This window comes from Bradyrhizobium sp. 132, assembly GCF_023074185.1.
Classification (GTDB): domain Bacteria; phylum Pseudomonadota; class Alphaproteobacteria; order Rhizobiales; family Xanthobacteraceae; genus Bradyrhizobium.
The window spans coordinates 34,989-51,968 of the sequence record NZ_JADPKY010000027.1 but is presented as its reverse complement, the minus strand read 5'-3'; the positions used below and the strand labels follow the sequence as shown (position 1 = coordinate 51,968).

Here is a 16,980-nt window from a genome sequence, read left to right as displayed (position 1 = left end):
GTTGGCTCGGTTGCTCCAGCCTATCGGCTGGGTCTTTCGTCCAGGAGCGGGTCGAGGATGAACGGTCTCTTTTTGCCCTTGGTCGCCGCCGGCGCGGCGTCCGCACCGTAGGTGGGATTGAACACGCTCGGCGTCTTCTGGGCTTCGGTCTCGGTGTCGGTCGGCGGCGCGACGTTGGCCGTGGACGCGCTGGAGGCGGTCGGCGGCAGATCCAGCGGGCCCTTGCGGCCACAGCCGGCAAGCGCGAGCGCCGTCAGGCTCAAGACAATGATGGCCCACCCCGAGCCGGCCGGGCGAAACTTTGACGTCACGACGAAATCCCCACTATGCGGCGCACCATACAGAGATTGGCGCGCTCTGGCGAGAGCCGGATGACCATGAAACATAAGCGAAATTTTGCCCCTCAGCCCAATTTTCGCTCTTTTTCCAACCGCTTCAGCCAGGCCTTGGCCTGCGATGCCACGTTCTTCGGCGCGGTGCCGCCAAAGCTGGTCCGGCTCTTCACCGACGATTCGACCGAGAGCACGCCGAGCACGTCTTTCGTGATGTCAGGTTCGATCGCCTGCATCTCCCTCAGCGGCAGTTCGTGCAGCGCCACGCCGCCCTCGGCGGCTTTCGCGACGATGCGGCCGGTGACGTGGTGGGCCTCGCGGAACGGCATCTTCAGCGTCCGCACCAGCCAGTCGGCAAGGTCGGTCGCGGTGGCGTAGCCTTCGCCTGCAGCAAGCTTCATCTTCGCTTCATCGGGGACGAGATCGCGGACCATGCCGGTCATGGCGCGGATCGCGAGCGACAGCGCGGCGAAGCCTTCCATGGCGCCCTGCTTGTCCTCCTGCATGTCCTTTTGATAGGCGAGCGGCAGACCCTTCATCACGATCAGCAGGCCGTTGAGCGCGCCGATGACGCGGCCGGTCTTGGCGCGCACCAGCTCGGCGGCGTCAGGATTCCGCTTCTGCGGCATGATCGAAGATCCGGTGGTGAACTTGTCGCTGAGGCGGATCATGCCCACCAGCGGCGAGGTCCAGATCACGATCTCCTCGGCAAAGCGCGACATGTGCACGGCGCAGATCGAGGCCGCCGACAGCGTCTCCAGCACGAAGTCGCGATCGGAAACCGCATCGAGCGAATTCGCCATCGGACGATCAAAACCGAGCGCCTTCGCCGTGGCGTGCCGATCGATCGGGAATGAGGTGCCGGCGAGCGCGGCAGCTCCGAGCGGAGATTCGTTGAGCCGCTTGCGCGCATCCTGGAAACGGCCGCGATCGCGCGCGGCCATCTCGACATAAGCGAGCAGATGATGACCGAAGGTCACGGGCTGCGCGGTCTGCAGATGAGTGAAGCCGGGCATGACCGTTCCGGCATGCTCCAGCGCGCGCTCCACCAGCGCCTGTTGGAACGCGGCGAGCGCGGCGTCGGTCGCATCGAGAACATCGCGGACATAGAGACGGAAATCAGTCGCGACCTGATCGTTGCGCGAGCGCGCGGTGTGGAGACGGCCGGCGGCCGGGCCAATCAGCTCGGACAGGCGGCTCTCGACATTCATGTGAATGTCCTCGAGCGCACGCTTGAATTCGAAGCTGCCCTTGCCGATCTCTGACAAAATCGTGTCTAGACCCTTGCCGATATTTTTCGCATCAGAGGCCGTGATGATGCCCTGTGCGGCAAGCATCGCGGCGTGGGCCTTGGACGCGGCAATGTCCTGGGCAAAGAGGTGACGATCGACGTCTATGGAGACGTTGATCTCTTCCATGATCTCGTCGGGACGTTCCGAGAACCGGCCGCCCCACATCTTGTTGCTCATGATCGCCTGCTCACGCCTTGCCTGTCGCCGCCGCACGTTTGCTGACTGCTGCCAGCCGTATTAAGAGGCCTCTGATAGCCATATCTGCGACCGGATGACAAACGATATGCTCGACCCCAACGACATGCTCGACTCAAGGAAAGCGCGGTTAGCCACGCGCCGGATCCCCGTCGTCATCGCCACCGTGGTGGTCGGGGGCCTGGCAGGCTTTGCTGCGCTGTACGGGCTGGGCCTGAGCCGGGCTCCATCCGGCGATCCGGCCTGTCGGGCGGCCGTGGCGACGGCCTCGAGGATCGCCCCCCTCGCCCATGGCGAGCTGGCGGCCCTGACCATGGCGAGCGCGCCGTTGAAACTGCCGGACCTCGCCTTCGAAGACGCCGACGGCAAGCCGAAGAAGCTGTCCGACTTCCGCGGCAAGACGCTTCTGGTAAATCTCTGGGCCACCTGGTGTGTGCCCTGCCGCAAGGAGATGCCGGCGCTGGACGAGCTTCAGGGCAAGCTTTCGGGCCCCAATTTCGAGGTGGTGGCGATCAATATCGACACCCGCGACTCCGAGAAGCCCAAGACCTTCCTGAAGGAGGCCAGCCTGACCCGGCTCGGCTATTTCAACGATCAGAAAGCCAAGGTTTTTCAGGATCTTAAGGCGATAGGCCGGGCGCTGGGCATGCCAACCTCGGTGTTGGTCGACCCGCAAGGTTGCGAGATCGCGACGATCGCGGGACCGGCGGAATGGGCAAGCGAGGACGCGCTCAAGCTGATCCGGGCAGCGACGGGCAAGGCGGCCGCGGCATTCTAGGCGGAAATATTGAGATTGCCGCCGACGCCGGCACCGACATTGGCGAGCGAAGGTTGTCCGGCGCCGAGCAGCGTCAGGACGGTGGATTTCTCTGCATCCGCGCTCTGCTTCATCAGCGTCGCCGAGATATTCGACTGCAGCGCGCCTTGCTGAGCGGCCAGCATGCTGCTGACCATTGCCATCATGTCCATTACGCGAACCCTCGTACTGGGCGTAACCTAGAGGCGAGCGGTTAACGCGACATGAATTGTCACGAAGCGGATGCAGGCAGGATGGGCGGTGCCCGTGTCCCGGACGCGGCGCGGCATGCTATGACGCGACGCAGAGCCGGGATCCATGCTTCAGCCTGCACGCGGCCTCTGGGCTCCCGGCCTGCAGCGCTTCGCGCTGCGTCCAGGGCACAAGACCCCTCTACCTTGTCGGAACCGGCTTAGCGCCGCGGTAGTCGTAGAAGCCGCGCTGGGTCTTGCGGCCGAGCCAGCCCGCCTCGACGTATTTCACCAGCAGCGGGCACGGACGATATTTGGAGTCGGCGAGACCCTCGTGCAGCACCTGCATGATGGACAGACAGGTATCGAGGCCGATGAAATCGGCGAGCTCCAGCGGGCCCATCGGATGATGCGCCCCGAGCTTCATCGCCGCGTCGATCGCCTCGACGTTACCCACGCCTTCGTACAGCGTGTAAATCGCCTCGTTGATCATCGGCAGCAGGATGCGGTTGACGATGAAGGCCGGGAAATCCTCGGAGACCGCGACCTGCTTGCCGAGCTTGGCGACGAATTCCTTGGACGCCTCGAAGGTGTGGTCGTCGGTGGCGATGCCGCGGATCAGCTCCACCAGCTCCATCAGCGGCACCGGATTCATGAAGTGAATGCCGATGAAGCGCTCGGGCCGGTCGGTGGCGGCGGCAAGCCGCGTGATCGAGATCGAGGAGGTATCGGAGGCGACGATCGCCTCCGGCTTCAACACCGCACAGAGCTCGTGGAAAATCTTGCGCTTGACCTCTTCCTTCTCGACCGCGGTCTCGATCACGAGATCGCAGTCCGCGAGATCGTCCAGCTTCTCGCCGGCCACGATACGCGCCATCGCCGTGGCTTTGTCGTCCTCGCTGACGGCCTTCTTGGAGACCTGGCGCGCCAAATTGCCGTTGATCGTGGCCATGCCTGACTTGAGGCGGTCGGCCGAAATGTCGTTGAGCACGACGTCGAAACCGGCCAGCGCAGCGACATGCGCGATGCCACTGCCCATCTGCCCAGCGCCGATCACGCCGACCTTCTTGATTACTGCCGCCATAATATCATCCACCGGAACGGCGCGCTGCTAACCGCGCCTGCCTATCCCCTGAGCCGGGAAGTCTGATTTAATCAGAAACTCGATTAGATCAGAATCCTGCCTCGAAACCTAGATTGGATCGCTTCGAAGGCGTGCCCCACGCCAAAGAAAACGCCTCAAAAAGCAACACCGGCCGGAGTTTATACCTCCGGCCGGTGTTTTTACGCGTTTTACTTGCCGAGCTTGCCGAGTTCGGCCGTCAGCTCCGGAACCGCCTGGTAGAGGTCAGCGACCAGGCCGTAATCGGCAACCTGGAAGATTGGCGCGTCCTCGTCCTTGTTGATCGCGACGATCACCTTGGAGTCTTTCATACCGGCCAGATGCTGGATCGCGCCTGAAATGCCGATCGCGACATAAAGCTCGGGGGCCACGACCTTGCCGGTCTGGCCGACCTGCCAGTCGTTGGGCGCATAGCCGGCATCCACCGCCGCCCGCGAAGCGCCGACGCCGGCGCCGAGCTTGTCGGCGAGCGGCTCGATGTACTTTGCGAAGTTCTCACGGCTCTGCATGGCACGACCACCGGAAACGATGATCTTGGCCGAGGTCAGCTCCGGACGGTCGCTCTTGGCGACTTCCTCGCCGACGAAGGACGACAGGCCCGGATCGGCGGCCGCTGCGACGCTTTCGACCGACGCGTTGCCGCCTTCACCCGCCGCAGCGAAGGTGGAGGTGCGCACCGTGATGACCTTCTTGGCGTCCTTCGACTTCACCGTCTGGATGGCGTTGCCGGCATAGATCGGGCGCTCATAGGTGTCGGGGGCGACCACCTTGGTGATCTCCGAGACCTGCATGACGTCGAGCAGCGCGGCGACGCGCGGCATCACGTTCTTGAAGCGCGAAGTCGCGGGAGCGACGAACGCGTCATAGGACGGGGCCAGCGAGACGATCAGGGCGGCCAGCGGCTCGGCAAGATCGTGCGCGTAGAGGTCGCCCTCGGCGACGAGCACCTTGGCGACTCCGGCAAGCTTCGCGGCAGTATCCGCCGCAGCCTTGGTGCCCTGCCCGCCGCCGGCAACCAGCACGTGGACGTCACCGCCGAGCTGGGAAGCTGCGGTCAGCGCCTTGTTGGTGGAGTCCTTGAGGACCTCCTGTTCGTTTTCGGCAATCAGCAACGTCGTCATCAGAGCACCCCGGCTTCGTTCTTGAGCTTCGACACCAGCTCGGCGACGTCCTTGACCTTGACGCCGGCCTTGCGGCCCGCGGGCTCCGTCGTCTTGAGAACTTCGAGGCGTGCGGTGACGTCGACGCCGTAGTCGGCAACGCTCTTGTCCGCGATCGGCTTCTTCTTGGCCTTCATAATGTTGGGCAGCGAGGCGTAGCGCGGCTCGTTGAGACGGAGATCGGTGGTGACGATCGCCGGTCCCTTCAGCTTCACTGTCTGCAAGCCGCCGTCGACTTCGCGGGTGACCTTGAAGTCAGAACCATCGACCTCGAGCTTCGATGCAAAGGTCGCCTGTGACCAGCCGAGCAGCGCGGCCAGCATCTGGCCGGTCTGGTTGCTGTCGTCGTCGATCGCCTGCTTGCCGAGAATGATCAGGCCCGGCTGCTCTTCGTCTGCGATCTTCTTCAGTATCTTGGCGACCGCGAGCGGCTCGACCGCGCCGTCGGCCTTCACCAGGATGCCGCGATCGGCGCCCATGGCGAGACCGGTGCGGATCGTTTCCGACGCCTGCGCCGGTCCGATGGAGACCACCACGACTTCGGTCGCCTTGCCGGCTTCCTTCAGGCGCAGCGCTTCCTCGACTGCGATTTCGTCGAACGGGTTCATCGACATTTTGACGTTGGCGAGTTCAACGCCCGATCCATCGCTCTTGACGCGAACCTTGACGTTGTAATCGACCACCCGCTTTACCGGCACCAAGACCTTCATCGATCCTCTTTCACTCAATTCAGGAGGGGGTTATCAACTGGCGCGGAACCTAAAGGCCTGATCAGGCCCGGTCAACGCGCGAAGGGGGCTAATTTTGCCCCCAGAAGTATGCCCCTCAATGGGTCAGCGATTCTGCCCGGGAACCCAGAGCACGTCGCCGGCGCCGTCATGGTTGGCAGCACGGCTGGCCACGAACAGAAAGTCGGACAAACGGTTCATATACTGGATGCCAGCCGCGCCGACGGGCTCGCCGGGCCGGGCTGCCAGTTCCACCATCACGCGTTCCGCCCTGCGGCAAATCGTACGGGCGACGTGTAGGTAGGCGGCGACCGGCGTCCCGCCCGGCAGCACGAAGGAAGTCAGCGGCATCAGCTTGTCGTTGAGCGCGTCGATGTCGCGCTCCAGCCGCTCAACCTGGCTCGCCACCACCCGCAGCCGCTCGGCTTTGCCTTCACGCTCCGGGACCGCAAGGTCGGCGCCGAGATCGAACAAATCGTTCTGGATCCGCCCGAGCATCGCGTCGAGCTCGGACGCGTCCTTTGTGTACAGACGAACGACGCCGATCGCAGCATTGGTCTCGTCGACCGTGCCATAGGCCTCGATGCGCAGATCGTATTTCGGCCGGCGCTCGCCCGAGCCGAGCGCTGTCGTGCCGTCGTCACCGGTTTTCGTATAGATGCGGTTGAGCACGACCATGTTAACGCCCCATCGCCCACACGGCGAGCATCGCGATGACGATCGCCACGAACTGAAGCAGCACGCGCCAGCGCATCAGCTTCTGCGAGGTGTTGGGCGAGCCGCCGCGCATCATGTTGATGAGACCGAGCAGCAGCACCAACGCCACGGCGCCGACCGCGATCGGCAGGATGAAAGTACTCAGGAGGGATGCCATCCGAGGGTAGATAACACCCTGCGCGCCGGTCCGCCATGGCGTTCCCGATCTGGCTTTTAAGCCAATAATATCAGAAGCTAGCTGGATGAATCTGGATTTGCGCGAATTGCCCATCCTCCTCGCCGATCCCCGCTTGCGGGGCGAGGCCGGAATGCGCTCCCCGCGCGCGGCAAGAAGAAGTGGCAACAGCAGTGTAGGTGGCGCGTGAAGGCGATCCGCACCATCTACGTCGTCGTGATGGACGCGTTCTACACGTTCCTGGCCGACGATGGCTGGGCGATCGCGAGCCACATCGCACTGTCGACGCTGATGGCGCTGTTCCCGTTCCTGATCGTGCTGACCTCGCTGGCCGGCTTCTTCGGCTCCAAGGAACTCGCGGACCAGGCCGCAAGCCTGATGCTTCAGGTCTGGCCCAAGCAAGTCTCCGATTCGATCTCGGGCGAGGTGCACGACGTTCTCACCACGACCCGCTCCGGCGTACTGACCGTCGGCGCAGTGCTGTCGGTCTACTTCGCGTCGAACGGCGTCGAGGCACTCAGGGTCGCGTTGAACCGCGCCTATGCGGTGGTCGAGATGCGGCGCTGGTACTGGCTACGTCTGGAGTCGATCGGCTACACGCTGGTCGCCGCCTTCACAGCACTTGCCATGGCGTTCCTGATCGTGCTCGGCCCGCTCCTCATCGAGGCGGCGCGGCGCCACATTCCGCTGTTCGTCGAGTCCAACGAGAGCATCCTCACCTGGCTGCGCTACGGCATCACCGTGGGCGCGCTGGTGGTGGCGCTGCTCATCCTGCACGCCTGGCTGCCGGCGGGGCGGCGCGGCTTCCTCCAGATCCTGCCCGGCATCGTGTTCACCATCGTGGCGTCGCTGATATCAGGCATCGTGTTCGGGCAATATCTGGCGCGCTTCGCCAACAATTACGTGACGATGTATGCGGGGCTCGCCTCGGTGATCATCGCGCTGGTGTTCCTGTACTTCATCGCCGCGATCTTCGTTTTCGGCGGCGAGCTCAACGCCGCGATCATCAAGTCGCGGCTTCCTCACGGCGTGTCGCTTCAAGCAGCGCAGTCGCTAAAGCCCGCGGAGACACAGGCTTGACCAGAAAAGCGTCGGCGCCGGCCTCGCGTGAGGCGACTTCGTCCTCGCCGCGACCGGACACCCCGATGATGGGGATCTGAGCCAGCGGCGTTGCCATGGTGCGGATCCGTCTGATCGCCTCGACGCCATTGATGCCAGGCAACACCATATCCATCAGCACCGCGTCGAACGCACCCTGCGCGAGCCGGTTCACCGCGTCTTCGCCGCGCCCGATGAATTCGGCATGATGGCCGAGCTCTGTCAAAATGGTGTTGAGCACGACGCGGCCGAACGGATTGTCCTCGACGCTGAGCACGCGCAGCGCCGCGACCGCATCCGCCTCGGCTTCGCCCTTCGATTTGCGGGGCTTGCCCGATCCCGTCGCGTCCAGTGACATCGTCAGCGTGAAGGTGGCGCCGCCACCACGACGTGGGGCGACGGTGATGTCGCCGCCCATCGCGCGCGCCAGTTGCTTCACCGAGGACAGGCCCAAGCCCGCGCCGCCGAAGCGCGAGGCGATGGTGACATTGGCCTGGGTGAACGGGCGGAACAGCCGCTTGATCTCGGCCATGGTGAGGCCGATGCCGCTGTCGGACACCGCGAAGGCGACACCGACCCTGCCTTTGCCCTTTGTTTTGCCCTTGCTCTTGTCCTTGCTCTTGGCGGAACGCCAAGGCGCGACCGCGAGCGCCACGCCGCCGTGCTCGGTGAATTTCACGGCATTGTCGATCAGATTCTCGAGTGCTGCCCGAAGGCGGACGGGATCACCGACCACCAGCCCCGGCAGCTTCTCGGAGATGTCGACCTCGGCCTGGAGGCCCTTGGCCGCAGCGCGACCGGCCAGCGAATCGCCGGCGTTGCGGGCCAGCGTCCGCAGGTCGAACAAATCCTGCCGCAGCGTGCTTCCACCCCCGACCCCCTTGCCGGCCCCCTTGCTGGATCTGGCCGCATCCACGAACAGAGTGGCAAGGCTGGCCAGATGCTCGGCACCGGCCTTGATCGTGTCGGCCCAGCGCCGTTCCCGCTCGCCGAGATCGGAGGTCGCGAGCAGGTCGCTGATCGCGAGAATACCGGTCAGGGGGGTGCGGACTTCATGGGCAAAGGCGGCAAGCGCGGCCTGGACTACGTCCGGCTTGGCCGCCTTGGTGCTGCGCTTAGGCAGCCGGGCGGCCGGCCCTGACCGCTTCCGAGCCACTCGCTTGGACGTCCGCGTAGTGCGCGCTGCGCGCGTTTTCGCCGCCATAACTCCCCTTCGAAGTATCCCCTTCGAACCCCGGGCCGTCGCGCGAGCATGGCATGGCGGCACGCCCGGAGTCACGGCGGCGTTTGGCTAACCCCCAGAGAAACTTAACCTAATCCCACCAACCGGCGGATACCGGCCGGCGTGACGTCTGCCGCGCGCAACTCGCGCAGACCGGTCGCCCGGGTCGATTTCGACAGCTTCCGCCCCATCTCGTCGCAAATCAGCCGGTGATGGTGGTAGGCGGGCTCCGGCAGGCTGAGCAGTATCTGAAGCAGGCGGTGCACCGAGGTGGCGTGAAACAGGTCCTGGCCCCGTACGATCTCGCTGACGCCCTGGAGCGCGTCGTCGACGACCACCGACAGATGGTAGCTGGTCGGGGTCTCCTTGCGGGCCAGAATGACGTCGCCCCAGGCTTCTGGCCGCGCCGGGACGATGCCGCGCTCACCATCGGGCCCCGCGCCCAGCTCGTTCCAGGTCAGGCCGGCGGCGCGGCGGCAGGCGGCCGCCATGTCGAGCCGAAGCGCATAAGGCGCACCGATGTCGATGAGCCGCTCGCGCTCGCCGGCGGACAGCGATTTTCCGTCGCCGGGATAAAGCGGCGCGCCGTCGGGATCGCGCGGCCATGGCCCATCCGCTTCGCGGGCCGCAACCCGCCTTGCGATCTCGGCGCGGCTTTCGAAGGCGGGATAGACCACGCCGAGCGCCGAGAGCCTGTCCAGCGCCGCGCGATACTCGCCGAGATGCTCCGACTGCCGCCGCACCGGCGTCTCCCAGGCAATGTCGAGCCAGGCGAGGTCCTCGTAGATCGCCGTCTCGAACTCCGGCCGGCAGCGCGTCGCATCGATATCCTCGATCCGCAGCAACAGCCGCCCGCCGGCGTCGCGCGCGCGGTCGGAATTCAACAGCGCCGAATAGGCGTGGCCGAGGTGCAGGTAGCCGTTCGGACTGGGGGCAAATCGGAAAACGGGTGGCGACATATGCACAGATCTCGTCATGGCCGGGCTTACCCGATCATCCATCTTCCAAGACTCTGTTACGATAGGAGATGGATGCGCGGGTCAAGCCCGCGCATGACGAGTTGAGCAAGCAATGACCATCCACCTCGAAACCCAGTCCGATCTCGAAGAGGCCGTCCACGCGCTGATCAAGCGCGATCCGCGGCTCAAGCCGGTGCTCGCGACGGCCGGCATGCCGGCATTGCGGCGGCGCGAGCCGGGTTTTGCCGGGATCGCGCATATCATCTGCGGGCAGCAGCTCTCGACCGCGAGCGCCGGGGCGATCTGGGGGCGGCTGTCCACAGCGTTTGATCCGTTCGATCATGAGGCGGTGCGCCGCGCCCGCACCGACCGGCTAGGGCGGCTCGGTCTGTCCGCCGCCAAGATCAAGACGCTGAAACATCTTGCGCGCGAGATCATCGCGGAGCGCGTGAACCTCGACGTGCTGGCGGAGGAAGATGCCGACGCCGCGCATCACACGCTGATTTCGCTGCCCGGCATCGGCCCCTGGACCGCAGACGTGTATCTGCTGTTCTGCCTCGGCCATGGCGACGCCTGGCCGGCCGGCGACCTCGCCGTGCAGGAAGGCATCCGCATCGGGCTGGGTTTGCCGGCGCGGCCGACGGAGAAGCAGATGGTGCCGCTCGCCGAACCCTGGCGTCCCCTGCGCGGCGCCGCCGCGCATCTGTGGTGGAGCTACTACCGCGCGGTGAAAAAGCGCGAGGGCGTGCTGACGGCCTGAGCAGCCGAACGGCGTTTTAAACTATGTTGCTGTTGCAAAAGCATCATCGGTGAATGATGAGATGCCGACGAACAGAGCCGGGATCAAAGCCATGACATCGATCGACTTCGTCGTTGCGAAAGATGACCTCGACCAGTGCAAGGTGATCGCGACCGAGCTTCCCGGCGCGGATGCGCTGCCGCCTGACGCCCTGCTCGTGAAGGTCGAGCGCTTCGCCTTCACCGCCAACAACATTACTTATGCGGTGATGGGCGACGAGTTGAAATACTGGCAGCTCTTTCCCGCGCCGAACGGTTTTGGCAACATTCCGGTGTGGGGCTTTGGCGAGGTGATTGCCTCCAGGCATCCGAACGTCGCCGTGGGCGAGCGGCTGTTCGGCTATTTCCCGATGGCGACGCATCTCGTCATTGAGGCCGCGGACGTCAATAAGCGCGCTCTTCGTGACGGCGCCGAGCATCGCAAGCAGGTGTCGCCGGTCTACAATCTCTATTCCCGCGTTACGGGCGATCCTGCCTTTGCCGGCCATCAGGGCGACCTTCAGGCGCTGCTGCGGCCGCTATTCATGCTGTCGTTCCTGGTCGACGATTTTCTCGCCGAGAACGACGATTTCGGCGCGCGGACCGTGCTGCTGTCGAGCGCTTCAAGCAAGACCGCGTTCGGGCTCGCACATCTCCTGCACACGCGCGGCCGTAGGGTGATCGGACTGACCTCGGCCGGGAACACGGACTTTGTCACGTCGCTCGGCCGCTATGACCAGATCGTCACCTATGACCGCGTGACGTCGCTGCCGCCGGACGTTCCCGTCGCCTTTGTCGACATGGCCGGCAACAGTGCGTTGCGCGCCGGACTGCACGGACATTTCGGTGAGCGGATGAAATGCTCGGTGCGCGTCGGATTGACGCATCGCGCCACTGACGCCGACGAAGGCGAATTACCCGGTGCCAAACCGCGCTGGTTCTTCGCGCCCGACCAGATCCGCAAGCGCGCCAAGGAATGGGGCCCGGGCGGCATCGAGCAACGTTTTGGTACGGCATGGTCCGGCTTTGCGTCGCTCCTGGAGAGAAGCCTGACCGTGGTCGATAGCCACGGCCCCGAGGCGGTGCGACAAATCTACCTCGACACGCTGAAGGGCCGTATTCCGCCTGAGCAGGGCCACATGCTCTCGCTGCTCGGGTAAAGCGCTTTTGGCGTAGGCTTATCCAGTATAGCGTCGACCTCAGAGGAAACGCCGCGAAGACGGCAAGAGGTCGCGCATGCTCGACAAGACCAAGGATATTTATGCATCTGCGCAAGCCTGGCTTGATCAGTTCGAGCGCACGCTGGGTGAGGCCGGCACGCTGGATGGGCTGTTCCTGGTCGAAAGCTATTGGCGCGACGTGCTGGCACTGAGCTGGAACCTGCAAACTATCGCAGGTGGCGACTCGATCAAGCGGGAGCTGACAACGCTTGCGGCAAAGGTCGCGCCGGGCAGCTTCAAGATCGCACCGAACCGTGCGCCGCCGCGCTGGGTGACGCGCGCCGGCACCAACAATATCGAAGCAATCTTCAATTTCGAAACCGTACTGGGACGCGGCAGCGGCATCGTCAGGCTTATGCCCGACGCTGCCGACGGCGACCCGTTGAAAGCGTGGACGCTACTCACCGCGCTCGACGAGCTCAAAGGGTTCGAGGAACAGATCGGCACCTCGCGGCCGCGCGGCCAGGCCTATTCGCGCGACTTCCGTGGACCGAACTGGCTCGACCTGCGCAACGCCTCGCGCGACTACACTAATCGCGATCCCGTCGTGCTGGTGGTCGGCGGCGGCCAGGCCGGCCTTGCGATTGCGGCAAGGTTGAAGCAGTTGGGAGTCGACACCCTGATCGTCGATCGCGAGGCGCGGATCGGGGACAATTGGCGCAAGCGCTATCACGCGCTGACCCTGCATAACCAGGTGCAGGTCAATCATTTGCCCTACATGCCGTTTCCGCCGAGCTGGCCGACCTATATCCCCAAGGACAAACTCGCCAACTGGTTCGAAGCTTACGTCGATGCGATGGAGCTGAACTTCTGGACCGGCACCGAATTCGAGGGCGGCGCCTACGACGATGCAAAAGGCCACTGGACGGTCACACTGCGGCACGCCAACGGCAGCAAGCGCATCATGCATCCGCGCCATGTGGTGATGGCGACCGGCGTCAGCGGCATCGCAAATGTGCCTGTTATTCCGACCCTCGATAACTTCAAGGGCACGCTGCTGCATTCGAGCCGCTACGAGGACGGCGAGAACTGGACAGGCAGGCGCGCCATCGTCATCGGCACCGGCAACAGCGGCCACGACATCGCGCAGGATCTCCACTCCAGTGGCGCGGAAGTGACGCTGGTGCAGCGTTCACCCACGCTCGTCACCAATATCGAGCCGTCGGCCCAACTTGCTTATGCCACCTACAACGAAGGCACGCTCGAGGACAATGATCTGATCGCGACCTCGATGCCGACGCCGCTCGCGAAGAAGACCCATGTGATGCTGACGGAGCAGTCGAAGGAGCTCGACAAGGAGCTGCTCGACGGACTCTCCCGCGTCGGCTTCAGGCTCGATTTCGGCGAGGCCGGCACCGGCTGGCAGTTCAAATACCTCACCCGCGGCGGCGGCTATTACTTCAACGTCGGATGCTCCAACCTGATCGCCGAAGGCGCGATCAAGCTCAGGCAGTTTTCCGATATCGAGGGTTTCGTCACCGAGGGCGCGCGAATGAAGGATGGCACGACCCTTCCGGCCGACCTGATCGTGCTCTCGACCGGTTACAAGACGCAGGAATATATGGTGCGGAAACTGTTCGGCGACCACGTCGCCGACCGGGTCGGCCCGGTCTGGGGCTTTGGCGACGGCCTCGAGCTGCGCAACATGTATGCGCGCACCAGGCAGCCCGGCCTCTGGTTCATCGCCGGCAGCCTCGCACAATGCCGGATCAACTCGAAATATCTCGCACTCCAGATCAAGGCGATCGAGGAAGGGATTTTGGCGCGTGAGGCGGGCGCAACTTGAGCCTCTCGTCATTGCGGATGCAAACGAGCACGACAGAAATAGCTATAGGAAGGGACCACCCATGCCAGCCATTCTCGGCACCGGCGAACATCGCTACCGCGTCGTCGAAAACTTCGCGAAACTTCCCGACGGATGGCAGCTCACCGACGTCGCTTCGGTCGCGGTCGACAGCAAGGACCGCGCCTACGTCTTCAATCGCGGGGCCCATCCGATGGTCGTACTGGACCGCGAGGGCAGTTTTCTCGGCAGTTGGGGCGAAGGTCTGTTCTCGCGCGCCCATGGCCTGCACATCGATGCCGACGACAATCTCTATTGCACCGACGACGGCGACCACACCGTGCGCAAATGCACCACCGACGGCAAGGTGCTCCTGACGATCGGCATTCCCGAAAAACCATCACCGTTCATGAGCGGCGATCCCTTCCACCGCTGCACCCACACCGCGCTGTCGCCGAAGGGCGAAATCTATGTCTCCGACGGCTATGGCAATGCGCGCGTGCACAAGTTCACGCCCGATGGCAAGCTGATGAAGAGCTGGGGTGAGCCCGGCACCGATCCCGGCCAGTTCAACATCGTGCACAACATCGCCACCGACTCCGACGGTTTTGTCTATGTCGCCGACCGTGAGAACCACCGCGTGCAGGTGTTCGACGGCAACGGCAGGTACGAGACGCAGTGGAACAATCTGCACCGCCCCTGCGCGCTGTGCTGTTGCGGCGGCGGCAAAACCCCGACCTTCGTCATCGGGGAACTCGGCCCCGGCCTCGCCGTCAACCGCAAGGTGCCCAATCTCGGCCCGCGGCTGTCGATCGTGGATGCGAAGGGCAACCGCATCGCGCGGCTCGGCGGCGAGGAAGGCCCCGGCGTTGCGAGCGGAAAGTTCTTGGCCCCGCACGGCATCGCGCTGGATTCTAGAGGCGACATCTATGTCGGCGAGGTCGGCGTCACCGACTGGAAGACCAGCTTTCCGGACGAGGAGATGCCGGCGGCGGTGCGCGGGACGCGATGTTTGCAGAAGCTGGAGCGGGTGCGGGAGTAGCTGCCCCAGCAACGCCGCGACGCGCTGTCAGGAAGACGCCGGCTCCCCCGACGTCGTCCTCATTCCCGCAAATCACGGCGTTTTTGAGCGCTTTGCCACTCCCCGGCCGCATTGCTTTGCGCCGGAATAACTCGCTCAACGGGCTTCACAATCCCGTCACGCTGCATGTAGTATGTCAGTACATGCTGCTTCGCAGCGTACATTTGGAGGCCAGGAGCGTTACTTGAACGCACATGTCTCGCATGGTCATTGGCCGGTGTTGGTGCTGAATGCGGACTTCCGGCCGCTGAGTTACTATCCACTGTCTTTGTGGTCGTGGCAGGACGCGATCAAGGCGGTGTTCCTCGACCGCGTCAACATCGTCGCGCATTACGATCAGGCGGTGCATAGTCCCACGCTGCAAATGCAGCTGCCGAGCGTCGTCTCGCTCAAATCCTTCGTCAAGCCGACCACCCACCCCGCCTTCACCCGGTTCAACGTCTTCCTGCGCGATCGCTTCAACTGCCAATATTGCGGCTCGCCCGAAGACCTCACCTTCGACCACATCATCCCGCGCAGCAAAGGCGGCCAGACCACTTGGGAGAACGTGGTCGCGGCCTGCTCGCCTTGTAATTTGCGCAAAGGCAATCTCACGCCGGTCCAGGCAAAAATGTTTCCGCGCCAGCACGCCTTCGCGCCGACCGTGCACCAGCTCCACCGCAACGGCCGGCTGTTTCCGCCAAACTATCTGCATGATAGCTGGCTGGATTATCTCTACTGGGACACGGAGCTGGATCCGTAGGGTTCAGAGGCAGCGCCTCACACCCCGATCGCATTCCTTGCCACCACGTCGCGATAGAACGCCGCACTGAGTTTCGGTACGCGCCGCTCGCTCGCATCGGAACGGGCAAGAGCAGCCCCGCGACCGTGCGCCAATTCGGGAGCGCAGTGCGCAGGCGCGACCCACATTTCCGTGCGCTTAAAAAAAGAAGCCACGGCCATGGACAGGGCCTAGCGGGGCGAGCGCCGGGGGACGGAACCCGAAGCGCCGGCATCCGTTCAGAGTCGAGGCCGGATGTCTTGCGAGCGCCGACTGTCCGCGACAGACATATACGGCCTCGCCACAGCAAAAGGGGAGAATGGTTATGCCTACAAGCGAGACGGATCACGTCTACAAAATCCTGGAACTGGTCGGATCGTCGGAGACCTCGATCGAGGATGCGATCAAGAACGCGATCAGCCGTGCCGCCAAGACTCTTCGCGAGATGAAATGGTTCGAGGTGGTGCAGACGCGCGGCCACATCGAGAACGGTGCCGTGCGCCACTACCAGGTCACGCTGCGCGTCGGCTTCACGCTGGATGGATGATACACGGCAACGCCAGGCGTCGTGCACCCTGTCCTGACCGCCGCAGCTGCGGATGACGTTCGCGACGCACGCGGCGGCCATAAAGACGGAACTCTGGGCGCTCAGCAATCCGGCGCTGTCTCGCATTTGTCTCCTGGGTTCGGGCAAGATATGACTAAGGATCACGGCCGGATGTTCGGCCAATCCGAGCGTGCTGCTGTGACTGGTGGGATCAAACTCGTCCTCTTCGACATGGACAATGTCCTCTGCGACTACGACAGGGGAAAGCGTGTCGCATGGCTGGCGAAGCTTGCGGGGGCCACGAGCGAATTCGTCCACAAGGCGATCTGGGACAGCGGCTTCGAACTGCTCGGAGATTCCGGCACTCTCGATGCCGGGGACTATTTGCGGGGTTTCGGCGAGCGCATCGGCTATCCGCTGTCACTGGACGAGTGGATCGAGGCGCGACGCCGTTCAATGCAAGCCGATCCTGAGATGCTGGAGATTGCCGGCAGCTTATGTAAAGCCGTCGACATTGCCGTCCTGACCAACAACACCACGCTGGTCGCCGACCATATCAATATGCTGCTGCCGGAATTGCCGCCGCTGTTCGGCGCGCGAATCTACACGTCGGCCCGGTTCAAGACGGCGAAGCCGGACCCGCGCTGCTACCGCCTCTGTCTGTCGGAGCTCGACGTGAGGCCGGAGAACGTTCTGTTCGTCGACGATCTCGTGGCCAATGTCGCCGGCGCGCGCGAAGCGGGTCTGTTCGCGCATCACCACACCTCGGTGGAGACTTTCAGGCTGGCCCTTTCGGAGTACGGCCTGCTTCATGCATGAATGCG

At 63.9% G+C, this 16,980-nt stretch carries 19 protein-coding genes; 9 read left to right on the top strand and 10 right to left on the bottom strand.

Features of this window, described 5'->3' with window-relative positions:
* Positions 1 to 20: 20 nt before the first annotated feature.
* Positions 21 to 311 (bottom strand): lipoprotein, encoded by a 291-nt coding sequence (locus IVA74_RS03545; RefSeq protein ID WP_247323420.1) that lies wholly within the window; start codon positions 309 to 311, stop codon positions 21 to 23.
* A gap of 92 nt (positions 312 to 403) precedes the next feature.
* Complete coding sequence (gene argH / locus IVA74_RS03540) at positions 404 to 1,801, bottom strand: argininosuccinate lyase (RefSeq protein ID WP_247339909.1); 1,398 nt, start codon at positions 1,799 to 1,801, stop codon at positions 404 to 406.
* Between the two features lie 124 nt (positions 1,802 to 1,925).
* Here argH and IVA74_RS03535 point away from each other — a divergent pair, with 124 nt between their 5' ends.
* On the top strand, positions 1,926 to 2,597 hold the full coding sequence (locus IVA74_RS03535) for a TlpA disulfide reductase family protein (protein ID WP_247339989.1): 672 nt from the start codon (positions 1,926 to 1,928) through the stop codon (positions 2,595 to 2,597).
* Here the strand turns inward: IVA74_RS03535 and IVA74_RS03530 are convergent.
* The 6 genes from IVA74_RS03530 to IVA74_RS03505 form a co-directional block, all read right to left on the bottom strand.
* Complete coding sequence (locus IVA74_RS03530; RefSeq protein ID WP_247339907.1) at positions 2,594 to 2,788, bottom strand: hypothetical protein; 195 nt, start codon at positions 2,786 to 2,788, stop codon at positions 2,594 to 2,596. The two genes, IVA74_RS03535 and IVA74_RS03530, sit on opposite strands and share 4 nt — an antisense overlap.
* A 220-nt stretch (positions 2,789 to 3,008) precedes the next feature.
* Complete coding sequence (locus tag IVA74_RS03525) at positions 3,009 to 3,890, bottom strand: 3-hydroxybutyryl-CoA dehydrogenase (RefSeq protein ID WP_247339905.1); 882 nt, start codon at positions 3,888 to 3,890, stop codon at positions 3,009 to 3,011.
* A gap of 209 nt (positions 3,891 to 4,099) precedes the next feature.
* The gene (locus tag IVA74_RS03520; RefSeq protein ID WP_247339904.1) at positions 4,100 to 5,050 is read right to left on the bottom strand and encodes an FAD-binding protein; all 951 of its coding nucleotides are present in this window, start codon (positions 5,048 to 5,050) and stop codon (positions 4,100 to 4,102) included.
* Positions 5,050 to 5,799, bottom strand: a complete 750-nt coding sequence (locus IVA74_RS03515; RefSeq protein ID WP_247339903.1) for an electron transfer flavoprotein subunit beta/FixA family protein — start codon at positions 5,797 to 5,799, stop codon at positions 5,050 to 5,052. Before IVA74_RS03515 ends, IVA74_RS03520 begins: the two co-directional genes overlap by 1 nt.
* Positions 5,800 to 5,922: 123 nt before the next feature.
* Complete coding sequence (locus IVA74_RS03510; protein WP_247339901.1) at positions 5,923 to 6,495, bottom strand: cob(I)yrinic acid a,c-diamide adenosyltransferase; 573 nt, start codon at positions 6,493 to 6,495, stop codon at positions 5,923 to 5,925.
* 1 nt (position 6,496) lies between these two features.
* Entirely contained in the window at positions 6,497 to 6,691 is a 195-nt protein-coding gene (locus IVA74_RS03505) for a twin transmembrane helix small protein (protein ID WP_247339988.1), read from the bottom strand.
* A 204-nt stretch (positions 6,692 to 6,895) separates the two neighbouring features.
* Between IVA74_RS03505 and IVA74_RS03500 the strand changes: the two genes are divergently transcribed.
* Positions 6,896 to 7,789 carry a YihY/virulence factor BrkB family protein gene (locus IVA74_RS03500; RefSeq protein ID WP_247339897.1) on the top strand — a complete coding sequence of 298 codons (894 nt, stop codon included), beginning with the start codon at positions 6,896 to 6,898 and terminating at the stop codon, positions 7,787 to 7,789.
* Here IVA74_RS03500 and IVA74_RS03495 read toward each other — a convergent pair.
* Both IVA74_RS03495 and gluQRS read right to left on the bottom strand, forming a co-directional pair.
* On the bottom strand, positions 7,716 to 9,011 hold the full coding sequence (locus tag IVA74_RS03495; protein WP_247339895.1) for an ATP-binding protein: 1,296 nt from the start codon (positions 9,009 to 9,011) through the stop codon (positions 7,716 to 7,718). The two genes, IVA74_RS03500 and IVA74_RS03495, sit on opposite strands and share 74 nt — an antisense overlap.
* A gap of 104 nt (positions 9,012 to 9,115) precedes the next feature.
* On the bottom strand, positions 9,116 to 9,988 hold the full coding sequence (gluQRS, locus tag IVA74_RS03490; protein WP_247339894.1) for a tRNA glutamyl-Q(34) synthetase GluQRS: 873 nt from the start codon (positions 9,986 to 9,988) through the stop codon (positions 9,116 to 9,118).
* A gap of 112 nt (positions 9,989 to 10,100) precedes the next feature.
* Here gluQRS and IVA74_RS03485 point away from each other — a divergent pair, with 112 nt between their 5' ends.
* From IVA74_RS03485 to IVA74_RS03455, 7 genes are all read left to right on the top strand, one after another.
* On the top strand, positions 10,101 to 10,748 hold the full coding sequence (locus tag IVA74_RS03485) for a DNA-3-methyladenine glycosylase 2 family protein (RefSeq protein ID WP_247339893.1): 648 nt from the start codon (positions 10,101 to 10,103) through the stop codon (positions 10,746 to 10,748).
* A 91-nt stretch (positions 10,749 to 10,839) separates the two neighbouring features.
* The gene (locus IVA74_RS03480) at positions 10,840 to 11,925 is read left to right on the top strand and encodes a DUF2855 family protein (protein ID WP_247339891.1); all 1,086 of its coding nucleotides are present in this window, start codon (positions 10,840 to 10,842) and stop codon (positions 11,923 to 11,925) included.
* 76 nt (positions 11,926 to 12,001) lie between these two features.
* Entirely contained in the window at positions 12,002 to 13,771 is a 1,770-nt protein-coding gene (locus IVA74_RS03475; protein ID WP_247339890.1) for an NAD(P)/FAD-dependent oxidoreductase, read from the top strand.
* Positions 13,772 to 13,832: 61 nt separating this feature from the next.
* Positions 13,833 to 14,810, top strand: coding sequence for a peptidyl-alpha-hydroxyglycine alpha-amidating lyase family protein (locus IVA74_RS03470; RefSeq protein ID WP_247339889.1), 978 nt, complete (start codon positions 13,833 to 13,835; stop codon positions 14,808 to 14,810).
* Positions 14,811 to 15,033: 223 nt separating this feature from the next.
* On the top strand, positions 15,034 to 15,591 hold the full coding sequence (locus IVA74_RS03465; protein WP_247339888.1) for an HNH endonuclease: 558 nt from the start codon (positions 15,034 to 15,036) through the stop codon (positions 15,589 to 15,591).
* 343 nt (positions 15,592 to 15,934) lie between these two features.
* Positions 15,935 to 16,156, top strand: coding sequence for a dodecin (locus IVA74_RS03460; RefSeq protein WP_247339886.1), 222 nt, complete (start codon positions 15,935 to 15,937; stop codon positions 16,154 to 16,156).
* Between the two features lie 171 nt (positions 16,157 to 16,327).
* Complete coding sequence (locus tag IVA74_RS03455) at positions 16,328 to 16,975, top strand: HAD family phosphatase (protein WP_247339987.1); 648 nt, start codon at positions 16,328 to 16,330, stop codon at positions 16,973 to 16,975.
* Positions 16,976 to 16,980: the final 5 nt, after the last annotated feature.

What these genes read in the sequence shown, in the direction of transcription:
- IVA74_RS03475 (WP_247339890.1), top strand. Translation starts at nt 12,002, where the DNA reads ATGCTCGACAAGACCAAGGATATTTATGCATCTGCGCAAGCCTGGCTT.
- IVA74_RS03530 (WP_247339907.1), bottom strand. Translation starts at nt 2,788, where the DNA reads ATGGACATGATGGCAATGGTCAGCAGCATGCTGGCCGCTCAGCAAGGC.
- IVA74_RS03495 (WP_247339895.1), bottom strand. Translation starts at nt 9,011, where the DNA reads ATGGCGGCGAAAACGCGCGCAGCGCGCACTACGCGGACGTCCAAGCGA.
- IVA74_RS03505 (WP_247339988.1), bottom strand. Translation starts at nt 6,691, where the DNA reads ATGGCATCCCTCCTGAGTACTTTCATCCTGCCGATCGCGGTCGGCGCC.
- IVA74_RS03455 (WP_247339987.1), top strand. Translation starts at nt 16,328, where the DNA reads ATGTTCGGCCAATCCGAGCGTGCTGCTGTGACTGGTGGGATCAAACTC.
- IVA74_RS03535 (WP_247339989.1), top strand. Translation starts at nt 1,926, where the DNA reads ATGCTCGACTCAAGGAAAGCGCGGTTAGCCACGCGCCGGATCCCCGTC.
- IVA74_RS03485 (WP_247339893.1), top strand. Translation starts at nt 10,101, where the DNA reads ATGACCATCCACCTCGAAACCCAGTCCGATCTCGAAGAGGCCGTCCAC.
- IVA74_RS03520 (WP_247339904.1), bottom strand. Translation starts at nt 5,050, where the DNA reads ATGACGACGTTGCTGATTGCCGAAAACGAACAGGAGGTCCTCAAGGAC.
- IVA74_RS03525 (WP_247339905.1), bottom strand. Translation starts at nt 3,890, where the DNA reads ATGGCGGCAGTAATCAAGAAGGTCGGCGTGATCGGCGCTGGGCAGATG.
- IVA74_RS03515 (WP_247339903.1), bottom strand. Translation starts at nt 5,799, where the DNA reads ATGAAGGTCTTGGTGCCGGTAAAGCGGGTGGTCGATTACAACGTCAAG.
- gluQRS (WP_247339894.1), bottom strand. Translation starts at nt 9,988, where the DNA reads ATGTCGCCACCCGTTTTCCGATTTGCCCCCAGTCCGAACGGCTACCTG.
- IVA74_RS03470 (WP_247339889.1), top strand. Translation starts at nt 13,833, where the DNA reads ATGCCAGCCATTCTCGGCACCGGCGAACATCGCTACCGCGTCGTCGAA.
- IVA74_RS03510 (WP_247339901.1), bottom strand. Translation starts at nt 6,495, where the DNA reads ATGGTCGTGCTCAACCGCATCTATACGAAAACCGGTGACGACGGCACG.
- IVA74_RS03460 (WP_247339886.1), top strand. Translation starts at nt 15,935, where the DNA reads ATGCCTACAAGCGAGACGGATCACGTCTACAAAATCCTGGAACTGGTC.
- IVA74_RS03480 (WP_247339891.1), top strand. Translation starts at nt 10,840, where the DNA reads ATGACATCGATCGACTTCGTCGTTGCGAAAGATGACCTCGACCAGTGC.
- argH (WP_247339909.1), bottom strand. Translation starts at nt 1,801, where the DNA reads ATGAGCAACAAGATGTGGGGCGGCCGGTTCTCGGAACGTCCCGACGAG.